The organism is Promicromonospora sp. NPDC057138 (assembly GCF_042670845.1).
Lineage (GTDB): Bacteria > Actinomycetota > Actinomycetes > Actinomycetales > Cellulomonadaceae > Promicromonospora.
In genome coordinates, this window is record NZ_JBHUUX010000063.1 from 1 (window position 1) to 19,077 (window position 19,077).

Below are 19,077 nucleotides of genomic sequence, written 5' to 3' on the forward strand. Positions count from 1 at the left end.
GCACCTGTCCGAGTCTCCCGGGTAAGCCGGGTGACTCGGACAGGTGCTCTACTTCGCCGAACCCTCGTGGGGGGTCAGCCCTTGACCGAGCCCGCCAGCAGGCCGCGCACGAAGTAGCGCTGCAGCGAGAGGAACACGATCAGCGGCACGACCATGGAGATGAACGCGCCGGCCGACAGGACGTGCCAGTCGCCGCCGCGCGAGCCCGCGAGCTCGGCCACACGGACGGTCAGCGGGAACGTCTGCAGGTTGCCCATGATCAGGGCGACCAGCAGGTCGTTCCAGACCCACAGGAACTGGAAGATGGCGAACGCCGCCAGGGCAGGCGTGAGCAGCGGGAGCACCACCCGGAAGAAGACCTGCACGTGTCCGGCGCCGTCCATGCGTGCCGCCTCGATCAGGGACGCCGGGATGTCCTTCATGAAGTTGTGCAGCAGGAAGATCGCCAGCGGCAGCGCGAAGGCCGAGTGCGACAGCCAGATGGTCCAGAACGTGCCGTTGATGCCCAGGTCCACGTAGGCCGACAGCAGCGGCACCAGCGTGATCTGGATCGGCACGATCTGCAGGGCGAACACCGCGATGAACAGGATGTCGCGACCCTTGAAGTCCACCCACGCGAACCCGTACGCGGCCAGCAGCGCGATGGTGATCGGGATGAATACCGCGGGCAGCGTCACCACGAACGAGTTGACGAAGTAGGTCGCCAGGTCGGTCGACCCGTCGAACAGCGCGGTCTCGTAGTTCTTCAGCGAGAACACGCCCTCGCCGGCGATCGCGTCGCCGAAGACCGTCCACCAGCCGCTCTGCCGGATGTCCAGCTCCGGCCGGAACGAGGTGACCAGCAGGCCCACCGTCGGGACCGTCCAGAGGATGGCGATCACCACGGCGAGCGTGCTCGCCCACGGGTTGGAGAGCGCCTTGCGCGCCTTGCGGGCCCGGTTGCTGAGGTCCGACGGCGGCCGAGGCACCTCAGGCGCGGACGTGGGCGTTTCGACGGTGCTCATCGGACCTCCTCCGAAATACGCTGCTGGCGCACGTTGTAGACGATCACCGGGATCACGATGACGAACAGCAGCACGGCCAGCGCGGCGCTCAGGCCGGCGTCACCCTGCCGGAACCGCTGGTTGTAGAACTCCAGGGCCACGATCGAGGTGTTGAAGTCGCCCGCCGTCATCGTCCGCACGATGTCGAAGGTTTTCAGCGTGGTCATCGCGATGGTGGTGAGCACGACGATCAGCGCGGGCCGGATGCTCGGGATGGTGATGCGCCAGAACATGCCGAACCCCGAGACGCCGTCGAGCCGCGCGGCCTCGACGATGTCGTCGGGGATCGCCTTGATCGACGCCGAGAGCAGCGTCATCGCGAAGCCCGCCTGGATCCAGACGAACACCACCATGATCAGGAACGTGTTCAGCGGCCTGCTGATCAGGAACTGCTGCGGCTCGCCACCCAGCCAGACGATGAACTGGTTGAGCAGGCCCGTCTGGTCCACGCCCGCGGGCTTGAACTCGTAGACGAACTTCCAGATGATCGACGCGCCCACCATGGAGATGGCCATCGGAAGGAACACCAGGCCCTTGGCCACCGCCTCGAACCGGCTCTTGTCGACCAGGTAGGCGTACGCGAGGCCGACGAACGTAGCCACGAGGGGGGCGACGATCACCCACAGCGCCGTATTGCCCAGCACGATGAGGAACTGCGGTTCGGTGAAGGCGCGCACGTAGTTGTCGAACCCGACGAACGTGGTGCTGTTGCGGTTCATGAACGAGTTCGAGATGGTCAGCACGCCCGGGTACACCAGACCCAGCACCAGCAGCAGCAGTGCCGCGCCCACGAACCCGAAGCCGATGAACCAGCGGGGTGGGTTACGTGGTCGGTCGACCACGAAGAGGATGATGCCCATCAGTGCGACGAACAGCACTATCGCGGTGAGCATCAAAAGTAGTTTGTGCACCGGGTCGTCCCCGGCATGCAGCAGCCAGTCCATGGCTATCTCCTGTCGCTGTCCTGGTCCGGTCGTCCTTGACTGGTCCCGCCCCCCAGCCTAGGACGGCGGAGGCGCGGGACTGTGGGTCCCACGCCTCCGCGCGTCATGCTCGAGGGCCGGCCGTCACTTCTTCGGCCAGGAGTTCTCGATGGTGGTGGTGACGTCCTCGCTGCTCTCGTCGCTGCCGAACCACTCGACGATGCCGTTCCAGAAGGAGTCCGTCCCGACTGCGGACGGCATCAGGTCGGACGCGTCGAACCGCGCGACCGTGGCCGGGTCCGCCAGGATCTGCGCGGACAGCTTGTCGAAGTCCGTCGCCAGCAGGTCCTGGTCGAGCCCCTTGTTGGCGCTCACCCAGCCGCCGGCCGGGGTGGCCGCCGCCTTGGCGTTGGCCCAGTCCGAGCTCGACAGGTAGGTCTGGAAGGCCTGCACCTCGGGACGGTCGGCGAACGCGCCGATGAACTCACCGGCGACCAGCGTCGGCTTCTCGTCGCCCTCGATCGCCGGCAGGTAGAACGCGTAGACGTCGCCGTCCGGCGCCACGGTGGTCCCCTCCGGCCACTGCGTCGCGTAGAAGTTCGCGGCGCGGTGCATCCAGCAGTTGCCGTCCAGGATCGGGTAGCCCGCGTCGGTCCAGGGGGCCGTCGCGATCGAGTCGACGCCGCCCAGGCCGCCGTTCACGTAGTCCGGGTTCTTGAGGATGTCCCCGGCGATGTCCCACGCCTCGACGATCTGCGGGTCGTTGAACGGGATCTCGTGGGTGTACCACTGGTCGTAGACGTCCGGGCCCGCGGAGCGGAGCACGACGTCCTCGATCCAGTCGGTGCCCGGCCAGCCCGAGGCGTCGCCGGACTCCACGCCCGCGCACCAGGGGCGGGTGGCGCCCTCGTTGTTCTCGGCGATGGTGGCCGTGAGTTCCGTCATCTCGTCCCAGGTCGTGGGGACCTCGTACCCGGCTTCCTCGAACATCGAGGGCGAGTACCAGACGAACGACTTCACGTTGGAGCCCAGCGGCGCGGCGTAGAACGTGCCGTCGACAGTGCCGTACTCCTTCCACTCCGGGGCCCAGCCCTCGTCGACGTTGGCCTCGACCTGCTTGGGGGCCGGCAGGACGGCGTCGTAGTCCCGCACCAGCGTCTGGAGCAGACCCGGCTGCGGGAGGATCGCGATGTCCGGCGGGTTGCCCGCCTGGACGCGGGTGGCGATCTGCGCCTCCATCTCGCGCGACCCCTCATAGTTGATCGTGACGCCGGTGCACTCCTCGAAGGGCTTGTACGACGCCGACTGCGTCTCCGCCTCCGGCTCGACGATCGTGGTGTAGACGCTGACCTCGGTACCGTCGAGGTCGCCGAACTCTTCGTACGGAGCGCAGTCGATCTCGAAGGCGGCTGTCTCTCCGCCTCCGCCTCCGCCGTCGCCGTCGCCCCCGGTGTCGGCACAGGCCGCGAGAACAAGGGCCAGGCTCGCGCCGGTCGCCGCAATGGCGACCGCTCTGCGCTTTGAAGCCATCCGGATAGTCATCTCGTGCTCCTCCACTGCTTCGTGGGCTCAGAACCCTCTGACATGCGGGTACGGCCCGGCAGACTGCCAGGTTGCCCTTCAGCAACGCAACCGTGGTTCACGAGGTAACGCAAGCCGATACAGCATCACCTTGCATTACGAAATCGTTGCAATCGCACCTGCCGCGGATGGCGGGCGGACCTGCGGGCGCGCCCGCGCAGCAGGCCGGCTCGGGTATCGGCGGCGGGACGTAGGCTTATGCCGCCAGATCCCTGGTGCGCCTACGGAAGGACGGACATGATCGAGCTGAGGACGCCGCGCGAGATCGAGGAGATGCGCCCGGCGGGACGCTTCGTCGCGGACGTGCTGCTCGCCGTCCGGGAGACCGCCGGGGTGGGCGTGAACCTGCTCGAGCTCGACGAGGTCGCGCACAAGATGATCCGCGACCGCGGCGCGGAGTCGTGCTACATCGACTACCACCCGTCCTTCGGCGCCATGCCCTTCGGCAAGACCCTCTGCACCTCGGTGAACGACGGCGTCCTGCACGGCCTGCCGTACGACTACCGGCTCAGCGACGGCGACCTGCTGTCCATCGACTTCGCCGCCTCCGTGAACGGCTGGGTCGCCGACTCCGCGATGTCGTTCGTGGTGGGCACCCCCGCGCCGGACCGCGCCGAGGCGGACGCGAAGCTGATCCGCACCACCGAGGTCGCCCTGGACGCGGGCATCGCCGCCGCCCAGGCAGGCAAGAAGATCGGTGACATCTCCGCGGCGATCGCCGACGTCGCGCACGCCGCCGGATACTCGGTCAACACCGACTTCGGCGGGCACGGCGTCGGCCGCACCATGCACGGCGACCCGCACGTGCCGAACGACGGGCGGGCCGGGCGCGGCTTCCCGCTCAAGCCGGGCCTCGTCATCGCTATCGAGCCGTGGTTCCTGGAGACCACCGACGAGATCTTCACCGACCCCGACGGCTGGACGCTGCGGTCCGTGGACGGCTCCCGCGGCGCGCACTCGGAGCACACGATCGCGATCACGGAGAACGGCCCGCTCATCCTCACGGCCCGCTGACGAAGCTCGCCGAAGTAGAGCGCCTGTCCGAGTCTTTCCGGTGTCACCGGGGAGACTCGGACAGGCGCTCTACTTCGGCGAATGCGACGTCAGACGAGGGTCTTCAGGACCTCGATGACGCCGTGCTGGGAGATGTCGCCGACAGTCTCGTTCGCGATCGCCTTCACCTCGTCGGGGGCGTGCCCCATGGCGACGGCGCGCGCGGCCCAGCTCAGCATCTCGATGTCGTTCAGGCCGTCGCCGACCGCCAGCGTGTTGTGGCGAGGGACGCCGAGCACCGAGCGGATGTTCTCCAGCGACGTCGCCTTGCTCAGGTGCCGCGGGGTCACGTCGATCCAGTCGGACCCGGCCTGCGTGGCCGTGACGCCGTGCCGGCGCAGCGGCTCCAGCAGGTCGAGCACGTCCGGCCCGCGGAGGATCGCGCGCGACGCGGGCAGCACGCCCAGCTCGTCCGTCGCGACCACACGCTGTTCGCCGTTGACCTCGTGCGGCTCGAACAGCCGGTTCACGCGGTAGCCAATGCCGATCTCCTCGACGCCGATCTGCACGTCAGGGAACCGGCTGAGCGCCATCTGGGCAACGGGCCCGACATCGAACGTCAGCACGTCCTCGAGCATGTAGCCGTTGGTGCAGGTGCCGCACAGCCGCGCCGTCACCGCGCCGTTGGAGGCGACCACCCAGCCGTCGGCGATCCCCAGCTCCTTGGCCACGGGCAGGATTCCCGTCAACGACCGGCCCGACGCCAGGACCACGTGATGCTGGCGTTCGCGCACGAGCTGCACGGCCAGCACCGTCGGTTCGGGCACGCGCTGCCCGGTGACCAACAAGGTCCCGTCGATGTCCAGGGCGACCAGGTGAGGCGCATCGTTGCGCACCCGCATGGACACCGGCTGGTCGTCCAGGATCATCACGTACCCCCATGGCATCGTGAGCGCCGTCACCCCTCGACGGATCGCGCCCAAATGTACAGGCAATCGGCTTTGGTTCCATACCTTTGCACGAATAACTTTCACCCGCGGTCCGGGCCGCCGGCATGTTCCGTTGTCAGAGTAGCGAGCGGAGCACTTTCACCACGCCGTCGTCGTCGATCGAGCCTGTGACCTCGTCGGCCGCGGACCGCACGGTCTCGGACGCGTGGCCCATGGCCACGCCGCGCCCGGCCCACCGCAGCATGTCGATGTCGTTGCTTCCGTCGCCGATGGCGACGGTGTGCTCGGCCGGCACGCCGAGCTCCTTGCGTACCTCCTCCAGTGCGGAAGCCTTGGTCACGCCCTGCGGTGCGATATCCATCCACGCTGACCAGCCGACGGCGTAGGTGACGTCGTCGAACCCGAGGCGGGCGGCGATCTCGTGGAACTCCGCGCTGGTCTCCCCGGGGCTGCGCACCACCACGCGCGTGACGTGGCCGGACCAGAGCTCCTCGAAGTCGACGACCCGGTGCTCCCCGTTCAGCTCGCCCTCGGGGAAGAGCTCGGTCATCCGGAAGCCCACGCCGACGTCCTCGACCGCGTACCGCGCGTGCGGGAGCTCCTCCTTGAGCATGCGGAGCACGGGCTCCGGGTCGAACGTCTCGACGCGCTCCAGGGTGTAGCCCATCTCCGTCGACGCGTCGAGGCGCGCCGTGACAGCACCGTTCGACGCGACGATCCAGGCCTGCTCGATCTTGAGCTCCGCCGCGATCGGCGTCATCGCGATGAGCGACCGGCCCGACGCCAGCACGATATGGTGCCCGGCTGCGCGGACGGCGGCGACGGCGTCCCGAGCGGCATCGGAGAGCACTTCGTCGTAGGTGACGAGAGTGCCGTCGATGTCGAGGGCTACGAGCTTTCGATCGATGTCGCGGGGCACGATCGCAGCCTACCGACCCGGATGTGAACACCGATCGACCACGAGCCCGAGATCGCCCAAATGTCAGGTGAGCGCGCTGGGTTGTGGGCGTGACCGTTGCGCCGACGTGCCCGTGATAGGCGCAACGATCCCGCCCCCAACCCAGCCGGCTACTTGGTGGGCTCCAGGAGGTCTAGGCCGCCCAGGTACGGGCGCAGGCCCTCCGGGACGTACACCGAGCCGTCCGGCTGCTGGTGGTTCTCCAGGATGGCGACGATCCAGCGCGTGGTGCCGAGCGTGCCGTTCAGCGTGGCGACGTTCCGGGTCGAGCCGTCCTCGGTGCGCTCGCGTACGCCCAGGCGGCGTGCCTGGAACGTGGTGCAGTTCGACGTCGAGGTGAGCTCCAGCCAGCGCTCCTGGGTGGGCAGCCACGCCTCGCAGTCGAACTTGCGGGCCGCCGACGAGCCGAGGTCGCCCGCCGCCGTGTCGATGACGCGGTAGGGCAGCTCGACCTTGGCCATCATGGCCTCTTCCCAGCCCAGCAGGCGCTGGTGCTCGGCCTCGGCGTCCTCCGGGGCGCAGTAGCTGAACATCTCGACCTTGTGGAACTGGTGCACGCGGATGATCCCGCGCGTGTCGCGGCCCGCCGAGCCGGCCTCGCGGCGGTAGCAGGCGCTCCAGCCGGCGTACCGCATCGGCCCGTCGGACAGGTCCACGATCTCGTCGCTGTGGTAGCCGGCGAGCGCCACCTCGGAGGTGCCGACCAGGTACAGGTCGTCCTTCTCCAGGCGGTAGACCTCGTCGGCGTGCGCGCCGAGGAAGCCGGTGCCCTGCATGGTCTCGTGCTTGACGAGGGTGGGCGTGATCATGGGCGTGAAGCCCTGCTGCACGGCCTGGTCCATCGCCATGTTCAGGAGCGCCAGCTCCAGGCGTGCGCCGATGCCGGTGAGGAAGTAGAACCGCGCCCCCGAAACCTTCGCGCCGCGCTTGGTGTCGATGGCCTTCAGACCCTCGCCCAGCTCCAGGTGGTCCTTCGGCTCGAAGCCCTCGGCCGCGAAGTCGCGGCGCTCGCCCACCTGTTTGAGCTCGATGTAGTCGTCCTCGCCGCCCGCGGGCGCGCCCTCGATCACGTTGGCGATGGAGTACAGCACGCGGTCGAGCTCCTGCTCGGCGTCCGACGCCGTGGACTGGTGCCGCTTGACGTCCTGGGCGAGCTGCTTGGTGTGCGCGAGCAGGGCCTGCTTCTCGTCGCCCTGGGCCTGGGCCACCTTCTTGCCCAGGGACTTCTGCTCCGCGCGCAGGTTCTCGAACTCGGCCAGGGAGGAGCGCCGGCGCGCGTCGGCGTCGAGGGCCGCGTCCACGAGGTCGGGGTCGTCGCCGCGGGCCACCTGGCTCGCGCGGACGACGTCGGGGTTGTCGCGCAGAAGTCGGAGATCGATCACGGACAGAGCCTATCGGCGCTGCCCAGTCGGCGTGGTCCGCAGCGCGACCATCGTGAGGAGCGGCACGGCCGGGATGAGCGCGATCACTGCGATCCGGAGGCCGAAGTCGTTGACCAGGGAGCCCAGCACGGCCATCACCCACATCGCCACGAGCGCCGGCCGGAGGAACTCCCAGCGCTCCTGCGCCCGCCCGAACCAGGCGGGGATCAGCCGCTCCCGCCAGGCCGCCGGGCCGAACAGGGCGAGCCCGACCACGACGAGCACGAGCACCGTGGCCCAGACCGCCGGGCCGCCGGTGATCGAGTTCAGCGCGTACAGGGCCTTGCGCAGCACCGTGGACACCGCCTCGCCGTCGATCACCTGGCCCACGAACCGGCCGAGGTGCGAACGCGCCTCCGGCGGGCGCAGCCAGTCCAGGACCCCCACGAGCGCCACAACGCCGACGCCGGCCGCCGCCACGCCGGCGAACCGCCAGAACGTCAGCCGCAGCCCGGACGCGGCGGTCGCGACCACCACGAACGCCGGGACGAGCACGAGCCCGCCGCCGAGGTCCGCCCCGAGGGTGGGCCAGACATCGACAGCCATGGCGATCACGCCGACGACGGTCACGGCGAGCGTCGCCAGGACCCGTTTCCCGCGGGTCACCAGGAGCTGCGCGAGCGCGGCGGCGAGCGCTATCGCGGCCACTGCGTACACCGAGAACGTGGGATTGCCGAAGCCGTAGAAGCGCGCGCCGAACGTGGGCGCGGACCCCAGGGGCGCCGCCCGGTTCAGCGGCGTGCCGAACAGCGCGTCCACGGTGAGCGCGACGAAGGTGATGCCTGCGACCACCGCGGGGGCCGCCCAGAGGGGTCTGCGGGGGGCGAGCAGGCTCAGCCCGGTCACGGCCGCCGTCACGAGCGCGGTGGCGCCCACTATCGCCAGCCCGGGCAGGTCGAACCGCCACCAGCCGGTCAGGGAGACGAGGAAGCCGCCCGCCGGGAGCGCGGTCAGCGCGGTGGCGGCGACCTCGGCCGCGTGCCGCCACCGGGGCGGCACCTCGCCCAGCCCGCGCGCGCGACGCCGGCGCGGCACCCACCAGCACGCCGCCGCCAGCGCGAGGCCCAGCCAGAAGGGCACGTCCACGAGCCAGATGTACGCGTCGCGGCGCACGTGGTCGCGGGCCGTCATGTCGGCGAGCTCGTCGGCGGTGAGCCACGCCGAAGCGGGGCGCTCCCCGGCGCGCAGCAGCGGCGTCGGGTCGATGTCGGCGGGCAGGTCCACGCCGGCGGCGTCGAGCACCGCCGCCGGGACGTCCATCAGCCGCGCCACGCCCTCCGTGCGGGTCGCCGTGCTGGCCAGGTAGCGGGGCAGGCCCTCGTTCGCCGCGGACGGGCGCATCATGGCCAGCCCCAGCTCGAGCGCGTGCTCCGGCACGGTCGCGACGTCGACCACCAGCACCGTCGTGTCCGCGGGGGCGGCATCCAGGACGCGCCACACCGCAAGGTCGACGTTGGAGACGAGGTCGGCACGCAGGGCCTCGACCTGCTCCCGGCCGTCGGGCTGCTGCTCCAGCTCGGCGCGCTCCGCGACGTCCAGCAGCGCGGACCCGGCGTCCACGAAGGTGACCGGGCAGTCCCACGCGCCCGATCCGTCGGCGACCGCCGAGTCGAGGTCGAAGTACCGCCCGACGCTGCCGTCCCGGCCCGCGAGCGCCACCGCGGCGCCGGGGCCGACCGCCGTCGTGCACTCGCCGGCGAGGGCCTCGCCGAGCGTGCCCGGGTGGGCGGCGTAGCCGGACCCGCGCTGCAGCTCGAGGAATCGGTCCCACTGGTCGACGACGGCGGGGCCGTCGCCGCGCGCCGGGGTCACGGTGATGTCGTCGCAGATCCAGTGGTCGTCGGCGTCGCGCTCGTCGGCCACCTCGGCGAGCCGGCCCGCCGAGAGACTGAGCCAGCCGCTGTCCGGGCAGCGCGCCGCGCGCCCGTTGGGCAGCGTGACGCCCGCGGCGTCGGCCCCGTCGGTCAGCAGGCCGTACAGGGTCGGCGCGGGGGCCTGGCCGGTGTCGAGGGACGGCTGGACGTCGGTCCAACGCAGGCCCTGCGTGCCGATCACGACCACGCTGCCGCCCGGCGGCACCACGGGCGAGGCGGCGCTCAGCGAGCCGGACTCCTCGCCCGCCGCGTCGGCGCCGGGCACCGGAAGGATCGCCGCCGCGAACAGCAGGCTGAGCAGCAGCGCCCCCGACAGCCCCAGCACGGCGGACGGCACGCGGCGCACCGGCTCGGTGGGCCTGCCCGACGGCAGCCAGCCGCGGGCGCCGAGGAACCGGGTCACCAGGTCCGGGCGGGCCGCGAGGAGCGCGAGCAGGGCGAACGGCACGAGCAGGGCGAGCCCGCGCAGGCGGTCCCCGAGGAACGGCGCGGCGTCCACCCCGACGGTCCCGAGCGCGACGAGGACCACGGCGGCCGCCGCGCTCCAGACCGGCCGGGTCGGCCGCCGGGCGTCCGCCCGGCCGGCGACGTCCGCCCGGCCCGCGACGTCCGCCCGGCCCGCGACGTCGGACCGGCCCGCGACGTCGCCCAGCACGGCCCCGGCGCTGGTGGACGTGTGGCGCCGCGCCACGTAGGCGGCCAGCCCGCCCGCGAGCACCAGCCCGGCCACGGCGTAGAGCACGAAGGCCACGTCGGAGAACCCGTAGAACCGGGCAGCGGTGGCGAGCGACGGGCCAAGCAGCGAGCCCTGCAGCAGCGTGAACCCGGTGAGCCCGTCGACGGTGAACACCAGCCAGGTCACGCCCGCCGCGGCGAGGGCGTTGCGCCACGGGGCCGGCGAGAGCAGGCGCGACACGCCGCGCACGGTGAGCGCGACGAGGACCGTCGCCGCGGTCAGCGACAGGGCCAGGCCGAACTCGGGCGCCGGCCACACCCACCAGCGGGTCAGCGTCGCCAGGCTCGCGGCCGCCGGGGCCGAGACCGCGAGCAGCGCCGCGCCCAGCGCGAGCCGCCGCCGGTAGGGCCCCGGTTCCCGCCGCGGCTGCCCGGTACGGCGCGGCAGGACCAGCACCAGGACCGCGATCAGCAGGAACAGGACTATCGCGCCCGCGAACGCCGGCACCTGCGCAGGGATCGTGTCGGCCAGCACGTTGATGTACTGCCGGTTCTCGACGGTGCGCGCGACGGTGGTCCGGCGCGGCTCGCCCACCTCGATCGGCATGCCGTCGATCACCGGCTCCTCCGCGGCGGGGCCGGCCTCGGGCTCCTCGGCCCCCGGGTCGGGGAGCGCGCGCCCGGCCTCCGCCGCGGTCGCCGTCAGGTCGGTGAGCTGCACGAACCCGGTGATGCGCGACGCCTCCGACGTCAGCCAGCGCACGCGCGGCACGTCCACCACCCAGTCGACGACGACCTGCAGCCCCTGCTGCGTCAGCGGGGTGTCGGCGACGCCCGCCACGAGCACACGGGTGCCGGACGGCAGGCCGGTCCGCAGGGTGCTCAGGGTGTCGTCGAGCGTGTCGAGCGCGTCCGCCCGCTCCGGCCCCTCGGGCAGGCTCCCGGCGTCGACGACGGTCACCGGGCACTCGGTGAGGACGTCGCTCCAGCCCGGGTCGGGCGAGACCGCGCCGGGCGAGACCGCGCCCGGCGGGTCGTCGGCGTCCGGCTGCTCGGTCGCGCCGTCCGCGATCAGCGCGTCCAGCGACGGGACGTACCGGTCGACGGTCCCGTTCTCGCGGGCGAGCATCACGGCGGCGCCCGGCCCGACCGCCGTCGAGCAGGTGCCCGCCTCGTCCAGCATCTCGCCGAGGAGACCTGGAGCCGGCGTCGCGGCGGCGTCCGCGGTCTCCTCGTCCTCGTCGTCCTCCCGCTCCGGCAGACCGGCCCAGCCGGCCACTTTCACGCCTCTGGGCTCGGCGCCGCCCGCGCCGAGCGCCCCGGGCACCGGGGTGCACGACGTCGCCCCGCGCGCCTCAGGCGACCGGTCGTCCTCCCGCTCCGCGTCGGGGTCCTTGGCGCGCTCGGCGCTGCCCGCCGAGACCGTCCGGCTGCCCGCGGAGAGGGTGAGCCACGCGTCCAGCGGGCAGGTCGCAGGCGCGGCGGTGCGCACGTTGATGGAGGCGACGGAGCCGCCGCCGATCATGTGCCACAGGTTCGGGGTGGTGCTGCGGGACACGTCGGTCCAGCGCAGACCGGCGACGCCGACCACCACGAGGGGGGCCACGGGCTCCGCGGCCGGTGCCGACACCGGCTCGTGGGCGGGCTCGGGGCTGGGGGCCGCCCACGCCGCCGGGCCGATCAGGCCCAGCAGGGACGCTACGAGCATGACCAGGACTGCGGGCAGGGTCAGGGCTCGCGCGGAACGGGGATTCACCCGCCCAGGGTAAGAGGTGCGCCGCCTCGAGATGTCCCGAGCGGTCACGGTGCGCGGACCAGCAGCGCGCCCGCCTGCACCTGCACGTCGATCTCGACCGCCCGCCCGAGGGGGTCGCCGTCCACCTGAGCCTCCTCGCCGGCCGGCACCCGGATGCGCGCGCGACGCGCCTTGGTGTGGTCGATGCGCCCCAGCTTCTCGGGCAGGTCGTTGCGCACGCCCACGCCCTGCATGGCGATCTCCAGCGTGAGCTGGGCCCACCCGAACACCCCGCCGCGGACGTCGACGGCGGCCACGTCGAGCACGCCGTCGTCGAGCACGGCGTCGGGCAGCAGGGTGACGCCGCCCGGGAGCATGCCGCAGTTGCCGACCATGATCGACCGGGCGCGGGCTTCCACGAGCGGGCTGTCGTCGAGCTGCAGGGTGGCGCGCATGCGCCTGGCCTGCATGTGCGACAGCCCCGCCACGAAGTAGGCGACCCAGCCCACGCGCTTCTTCAGGTCGGCGTCCGCTGTGGCGACCATCGCGGCGTCGAAGCCCAGCCCCGCGAGGACGAGGAAGATGTGCCGGCGGTCGGTGTCGGGTTCGTGGTCGGGCTGGTTGGGGTGGTCACCGCGGGGCGTCTCCGCGAACTCGGTCACCCGCAGCCAGCCGACGTCGATGGCGCGCGTGCGGCCGTGCAGGATCACGTCGAGCGCCTCCTCCACCCCGGTCAGCGGCAGCTCGAGGTTCCGGGCCAGGAGGTTGCCGGTGCCGACCGGCAGCACGCCCATCGGCGTGTCCGACTCGACCATGGTCTCGGCGACGGCCCGCACCGTCCCGTCGCCGCCCGCTGCGATCACGACGTCCGCCCCGTCGTCCAGGGCCCGCCGGGCCGGGCCCTTGCCCGGGTCGTCGACGGTGGTCTCGTACCAGAGGGGCTCCGCGAGGCCGTGCGCGCTGCAGTACGCGCGCACCTGGACCAGCAGGCCGCCGGCGCCGTGCTTCGACGGGTTCACGATCACCGCGAGCTGGGGCAACGCCTCCATGCCCTGCGGCGTCGCGCGACGGAGGTCGCGACGCCGCATCCGCGCCTGCCGCGTCCAGACCCCGATGGCGACGGCGAGCGCCAGCACCGCTACGACGATCGCGCCAATCCCGAGCCAGACCTGCCACCCCATGGCGTCAGCGTACGTGGCGGGCCGGGTGGCACCGGCCCATCAGCTACGGACGTTCGAGCCCGCGTGCCGCACCGCGTCGACCGCGCCGCGCATCTTGCGCGCGTTCACGGCCAGCAGGACGTCGCGGTACTGGGCAGCGCGGTGGATCTGCCCCTTGAGGTCGTTCGCGGAGGCGCGGTGCTTGAGGTCGCAGGGCACCTCGACGGCGACGTACCCCTTGCGCAAAAGGTCGATGGTCATGCCGGTCTCGACGCCCCAGCCGCGGGCGAGCGGCGTCGCGGCCTCGAACGCCTCGCGGGTGAGGCAGCGCATGCCGGACAGCGGCTGCGACGGGCTCCACCCCGTCATCGCCTCGACCGCCCGGCGGGCGGCCCCGACCACTATGCCGCGGCCGCCGGCACCAGCCTGCCTGGGCAGCAGCGCGATCGCGAGATCGGCCACCCCCTCGCGGACGGGGCGCACGAGGGGCGCGGTGTTGACGGCGGTGTCGCCGAGGTCGCCGTCGATGAACATGAGCAGGCGCGGGGGGCGTCCGTCCGCATCGCGCATCGCCACCACCGCCGCACCCGTCTCCATCGCGGCGGCCTTGCCGCGATTGTGCGAGTGGCGCACGACGACGGCTCCGGCGGCACGCGCTACATGCTGCGTGTCATCCTCGGAGCCGTCGTCGACCACGAGCACGAGGTCGACGTGTGGGATCGCACGCGCGGAGCGCACGGTTGCGGCAATGCGCTCGGCCTCGTCCTTGGCGGGGATGACAGCCGCCACTCGCTGGACGTTCTTGCCTGCCAGAGCATTGCCGGGACGCGTGGTCTTCGCGACCGGGAGAGCGTTCACACCTGTCCTGCCTGAAGCGTCGATGTGCCTTGGTGGGTGGCCGGATAGCCCTTTGCTTGGTGAGTGCAAAGGTTTACCCCTGGAATCCTACTCCCTTGGTCCGCTAGTTGCCGAAACCTGGGTCGCTCGTGGCGATCCGCGGTGACTGCCGACGCGTTCCGGGCCGCTCGCACAGCCCAGCCGGGGTACTCCGGGCTAGCGCAGGGTGACCTGGCGAGAGACGATACCTGCTCTTGCGCGTCGCTCGTTCGCATCAAGCGGCTCATTGGTGGAAAGTGCTTTCGCGAGCTTGTCGCCGAGCTCCTTCGCCGGGCCCTCCAGGTCGGCCGCCTCGGTGCCCTTCGGCAGCTCCCAGACGGGTACGACCAGTCCCGACGCACGAAACGCTCCCACGAACTTCCCACCCGCGAGCCCTGACTCGCGCTTTGCGTGCAGACGAGAGAGCGCGTCGATCACGTCGTCCTCCGGCTCGGGACGCGCCCAGCGCAGGAACTCGCGAGTCATGCTGCACCAGTACGCCGACTCGACGGAGCTCACCTTCACCGTGGGGATCGCACCGTCGGCGGCGTCCTCCAGGTTCTGCTTGAGCTCCGGCGTGACGTCCGCGCTCGGGTCGAGCCAGTAGTCGAACGAGTCGTGCACGGTGACCTCGAACGGGACGCTCAGATCGAGCACCTCCTGCAGGCGCGGGCCCTCACCCGGCAGCTCGCCCGACTCGACGGCCGTACCCGGCTCGAGGTCCAGCGCCTCCAGCAGCGCGGCGGCGAGGTCGCGGCTCACGTCGCCCGACCCGACGATGCCCTGCACGGCGAGCAGGACCGTGCCGTCGGCGCGGTGCAGGGCCGTCCAGGCACCCGGCAGGAGCGTCACGACCGTGACGTCGCGGGAGCCGTACTCGGCGGTGGTGCGAGCCGTCGCGGTCGCCGACGGGACGATCTCGCGCATCGCCACCCAGTCGGTCTCCCCGGGGAGACCTTCGAAGGGCCGGAGCACGAAGTCGGAGGAGGGGTTCTTGGCCATGCGGCGAGTGTATCCACGGACCAGGTCCCTGATCCGTCCGATGGGGTGATGTCCCCATCACCGCCCCAGCTGGCCGAGGCGGCGTGATGATGGACCGGTGGAACCCTGGCTCGCCGCACACCTGCCCGTGCTCGACCTCGCGCTGGACGCGGTCCGGGCGGTGCAACGCGCGGCGACCCGCGCGGGCGACCGGGAAGGGACGACCGATCCGAGCCTGGTCGACCCGGGCCGGCTCGATCCCGCGCGGATCGCCACCGCCTTCGCCTCGGACCGCGTCTTCGCGCTCGACGGACAGCCCGTCGAGGGGTTCGCCGCCCTGTCGGGCTTCTTCCCGGCGGCCGACGGCTGGGTCCGCACCCATGCGAACTACCCGCACCACCGGTCCCGCCTGACGACCCTCGTCGGCCTGCCCGACGACGTCGGCCGGACCACCTTCGCCCGCCGCGTCGCCGAGCTCCCCGCGCAGGAGCTCGAGGACGGCGCGGCCGACGCCGGCGCGATCGTGGCGCGGGTCCGCACGGAGCGGGAGTGGCGGGCGTCCGAGCAGGGCCGCGCCGCGGCGTCGGGCCCGCTGGTGCGGACCCGGCTCGCACCCGACGGCGGCGGACCGGCCGGGACCGACGCTTCGACAGGCCCGGGGCGCGCTACGACAGGATCTGGGCAGCCCGTCGGCCGTGCGCCCGGCGGCGCGCCGCTGGCCGGCGTCCGGGTGCTCGACCTGACCCGGGTCATCGCGGGCCCGGTCGCCACGCGCACGCTCGCGCTCCTCGGCGCGGACGTGCTGCGCGTGGACCCGCCGGACCCCGCCGAGATCGAGTGGCAGCACCTGGACACGGGGCAGGGCAAGCGGAGCGCCGTCCTGAACCTCAGGGACGCGTCCGGCCTCCGCACGGCCCAGGACCTGCTGGACGCCGCCGACGTGCTCGTCACGGGCTACCGGCCGGGTGCGATCGAGGCGCTCGGGCTCCGGGTCCCGCCTGGCGTGGTGACCGGGCGGGTGTCCGCATGGGGCGAGAGCGGCCCGTGGGCCGCACGGCGGGGGTTCGACTCGATAGTGCAGGCGGCGAGCGGCATCGCCCTCCTGGAGGGCCGTGACGGGGCTCCTGGGGCGCTTCCCGCCCAGGCCCTCGACCACGCCTCGGGATATCTGCTCGCGGCGGGGATCGTCGACGCGCTCGGGCTCCGCGGCGACGGGCGCGGGGTGTCGGTCTCGCTCGCGCGGACCGCGACCTGGCTGCTCGACCTCCCCGGACGGGACCCGCTGTACCCGCCCGCGACGGCGCCGCGCCGTCCGGAACCTGTCGGAGGATCCACCGCCGAGACCGTGACGCACGGCAGGGTCACCACCGCCCGCCCGGCTCTCCCGGGATACGACGACTACCCCCACCCGGCCCACCCCTGGGGCACGGACCTGCCAGTCTGGCACCCCACCCCCGCTAGCTGACGGTGAGCGCTTGGTTGTGGGCGTGACCGTTGCGACTACGTGCCCGTTTTAGGCGCCACGGTCACGCCCACAACCAACTGCTTCAGGCGCGGATGCGGCTGCGGCGGGCGACCAGGAGCGAGCCCGCGCCACCGATCACCAGCGCGCCGGCGGCCGCCGTGAGGGCAGCCGCCTCGGCGCCGGTCGTGGCCAGCCGGACCGGTGCGTCGAGGGTGGCCTCGGTGAGCGAAGAGGCCTGCTGCTCGATGGCCTCGGTGCTGGAACCCGGGACATAGGCGGTGAGCTCCGCGCCGGCGGTGTCGGCCGCCGTCGGCCTGCCCTGCCACTGCTGGCCGGGCGCCTGGACTGCTACCGGCTCCGACGCGGCGGCCTCGACAGGCGCCGCCTGCTGCACGGTCTGGGTCGCCTCCGCCACCACGGGCTCGGCCGCCGGCTCCTGCACGGGGGCCGCGACCGGCTGGGTGGCGGTCTCCGTGACGGTCTCGACAGGCGCGGCCTCGGCCTCGGGCTTCTGCTCGGAGTCGGCCGCGTCGGCCGCGTTCTCGTACTCGCGGACGGCCTCGCGCGCCTTCTCGCGGTCCTCGTCGTCCCAGCCGCTCTGGGCCTGGGTCTGGGCGCCGGTCGCGCGGCCGCAGTCGCCCTCCTCGGACCCGTACTGCGGCACGTCGTAGTTCGGCTCGGCGTAGGCGGCCGGCTCGTACGAGCGCGGGGCCCCGTAGCCCTGGCGCCCGCCGTCGTACCCGGCGTGGCCTTCCTGCCCGCCGCCCTGCCCGCCATAGCCGCCCTGCCCGCCGTACCCGGCGGAGTGCCCGCCGTAGCCACCGCCTTCTTGCGCCATCGCCGGGCTGGCGACTGCTGTCGCAGCGGTGGCTAGCGCGATCGTCGCCACGACACGGGCGGCCGTGGACTTGGCGGCGGACGAAGGCTTGACGGCGGCGTGCTTCATGAGAGCTGCTCCAGCTGGTCGGCTACAACGGCCCGGAACCCGGGGACGCGACGACGTTACCGGATCGAGAATAGACGGAAAAAGGGGTACATCGGAAATACCTGATCCGATGGTAACGATTTGATAACAACGGCCGCTTGAATGGAACCTTGACAAAGCGCCGGAAAACGTAAACAGGGTGGAGTGCCAATGGCACTCCACCCTGCTACGTCAAGACCGAAGAGGCTGGGGTCCTCTCGGGGTTCGGATCAGGAAAGGCCGCCCAGGAGGCCACCGGTGAGGCCGCTCACGGCACCGCCGGTCAGACCGTCCACGGTGTCCGTGACGCCACCGACGGTGTCCGTCACGGCGCCGCCGGCGACACCCTTGACGGTGTTGCCCACGGTGTTCACGACGGGCTTGGCCACGCCGTCCACGACGACGTCCTTCACGACGGGCTTGGCAACGCCCTCGATGACGACGTCCTCGACCAGCGGCTTCGCGACGCTGTCCACGACGGTGTCCTTCACGACGGGCTTCACCACGCTGCCGACCACGCCGTCCTTGACGACGCCACCGACGACACCGCCGAGGACGACGTCCTCGACGACGGGCTTGGCCACACCGTTCACGACGCCCGGAACGACGGTGCCGGTCACGGTGCCCACGGCACCCGGCACGACGGAGCCCGCCACGTTGCCCACGGTGGAGGTCACGCCCGGAACGACGCTGCCCGTCACGGAGCCGACGGCACCCGGGACGACGTCGTTGGCAACCGGCTTGACGACGCCGTCCACGGCGACGTCACCCACGACGGTCTCGACCGCACCGGCGGCCGGGGTCGTGACGCTGGCGACGAGGCCAGGAACGCCGGCGACCACGCCGGGAACGTTCGACACGACGCTGTTGACGACGCCGCCCACGCCACCGAGCACGCCCGGCAGGTTGGCCGTGAGGCCAGCGACCGGAGCGGTCACGGCGCCCACGATGTTCGGCACGTTGCGGATCACGCCGGCCACGGTGGTCGGCGCGGACTCGACGGTGCCGAGCGCGGCGCCGGTGGCACCGGCCACGACGTCGCCCGAGGTCACGCCACCGACGAGGCCGGTCGCGGTGCCCACAGCGCTGCCGGCGAGGCCGGTCGCCGTGCCCACAGCGCTGCCGGCGACGCCGGTCGCCGTGCCCACAGCGCTGCCGGCGACGCCGGTCGCCGTGCCCGCAACGCCACCGACAACGCCGGTCGCGGTGCCGACGACGTTGCCGCCGAGCACGTTGTGGAGCGCCGAGTGGGCGGTGCCGGTCACGCCGCCGACGAGGCCGGTGGCGGTGCCCACCGCGCTACCCGCAACACCGGTCGCGGTGCCGAGCGCGCTACCCGCAACGCCGGTGGCGGTACCGAGCGCGCCACCCGCAACGCCGGTGGCCGTGCCCGCAACGCCACCGACAACGCCGGTCGCGGTGCCGACGACGTTGCCGCCGAGCACGTTGTGGAGCGCCGAGTGGGCGGTGCCGGTCAC

14 protein-coding genes are annotated in these 19,077 nt (G+C 72.3%); 2 read left to right on the forward strand and 12 right to left on the reverse strand.

Annotation, left to right across the window (positions count from 1 at the left end; genetic code table 11):
• Nucleotides 1-74: 74 nt before the first annotated feature.
• From ACFT2C_RS23890 to ACFT2C_RS23900, 3 genes are all read right to left on the reverse strand, one after another.
• A complete protein-coding gene (locus ACFT2C_RS23890; RefSeq protein ID WP_377209576.1) occupies nt 75-1,004 on the reverse strand; it encodes a carbohydrate ABC transporter permease in 930 nt (309 codons plus the stop codon).
• The gene (locus ACFT2C_RS23895) at nt 1,001-1,987 is read right to left on the reverse strand and encodes a carbohydrate ABC transporter permease (RefSeq protein ID WP_377209577.1); all 987 of its coding nucleotides are present in this window, start codon (nt 1,985-1,987) and stop codon (nt 1,001-1,003) included. Before ACFT2C_RS23895 ends, ACFT2C_RS23890 begins: the two co-directional genes overlap by 4 nt.
• A gap of 123 nt (nt 1,988-2,110) precedes the next feature.
• Entirely contained in the window at nt 2,111-3,508 is a 1,398-nt protein-coding gene (locus ACFT2C_RS23900) for an ABC transporter substrate-binding protein (RefSeq protein WP_377209578.1), read from the reverse strand.
• Between the two features lie 276 nt (nt 3,509-3,784).
• On the opposite strand from ACFT2C_RS23900, the gene map reads away from it, so the two are divergent.
• Nucleotides 3,785-4,561, forward strand: coding sequence for a type I methionyl aminopeptidase (map, locus tag ACFT2C_RS23905; RefSeq protein ID WP_377209579.1), 777 nt, complete (start codon nt 3,785-3,787; stop codon nt 4,559-4,561).
• Nucleotides 4,562-4,650: 89 nt separating this feature from the next.
• On the opposite strand, the gene ACFT2C_RS23910 is transcribed toward map, so the two are convergent.
• From ACFT2C_RS23910 to ACFT2C_RS23940, 7 genes are all read right to left on the reverse strand, one after another.
• Nucleotides 4,651-5,487 (reverse strand): HAD family hydrolase, encoded by an 837-nt coding sequence (locus tag ACFT2C_RS23910; RefSeq protein WP_377209580.1) that lies wholly within the window; start codon nt 5,485-5,487, stop codon nt 4,651-4,653.
• Between the two features lie 118 nt (nt 5,488-5,605).
• Nucleotides 5,606-6,409 carry an HAD family hydrolase gene (locus ACFT2C_RS23915; RefSeq protein WP_377209581.1) on the reverse strand — a complete coding sequence of 268 codons (804 nt, stop codon included), beginning with the start codon at nt 6,407-6,409 and terminating at the stop codon, nt 5,606-5,608.
• 149 nt (nt 6,410-6,558) lie between these two features.
• On the reverse strand, nt 6,559-7,830 hold the full coding sequence (gene serS, locus ACFT2C_RS23920; protein ID WP_377209582.1) for a serine--tRNA ligase: 1,272 nt from the start codon (nt 7,828-7,830) through the stop codon (nt 6,559-6,561).
• A gap of 9 nt (nt 7,831-7,839) precedes the next feature.
• On the reverse strand, nt 7,840-12,174 hold the full coding sequence (locus tag ACFT2C_RS23925; RefSeq protein ID WP_377209583.1) for a hypothetical protein: 4,335 nt from the start codon (nt 12,172-12,174) through the stop codon (nt 7,840-7,842).
• A gap of 44 nt (nt 12,175-12,218) precedes the next feature.
• Nucleotides 12,219-13,334, reverse strand: a complete 1,116-nt coding sequence (locus ACFT2C_RS23930; protein WP_377209584.1) for a diacylglycerol/lipid kinase family protein — start codon at nt 13,332-13,334, stop codon at nt 12,219-12,221.
• 39 nt (nt 13,335-13,373) lie between these two features.
• Nucleotides 13,374-14,171, reverse strand: a complete 798-nt coding sequence (locus ACFT2C_RS23935) for a glycosyltransferase family 2 protein (protein ID WP_377209585.1) — start codon at nt 14,169-14,171, stop codon at nt 13,374-13,376.
• 195 nt (nt 14,172-14,366) lie between these two features.
• Nucleotides 14,367-15,191 carry a DUF5926 family protein gene (locus ACFT2C_RS23940; protein ID WP_377209586.1) on the reverse strand — a complete coding sequence of 275 codons (825 nt, stop codon included), beginning with the start codon at nt 15,189-15,191 and terminating at the stop codon, nt 14,367-14,369.
• Between the two features lie 97 nt (nt 15,192-15,288).
• On the opposite strand from ACFT2C_RS23940, the gene ACFT2C_RS23945 reads away from it, so the two are divergent.
• Nucleotides 15,289-16,635 (forward strand): CoA transferase, encoded by a 1,347-nt coding sequence (locus ACFT2C_RS23945; protein ID WP_377209587.1) that lies wholly within the window; start codon nt 15,289-15,291, stop codon nt 16,633-16,635.
• An 82-nt stretch (nt 16,636-16,717) separates the two neighbouring features.
• Here ACFT2C_RS23945 and ACFT2C_RS23950 read toward each other — a convergent pair whose 3' ends face one another.
• Nucleotides 16,718-17,581 (reverse strand): hypothetical protein, encoded by an 864-nt coding sequence (locus ACFT2C_RS23950; protein WP_377209588.1) that lies wholly within the window; start codon nt 17,579-17,581, stop codon nt 16,718-16,720.
• A gap of 248 nt (nt 17,582-17,829) precedes the next feature.
• The coding region (locus tag ACFT2C_RS23955) for a hypothetical protein (RefSeq protein WP_377209589.1) at nt 17,830-19,077 on the reverse strand (1,248 nt) is incomplete at its 5' end.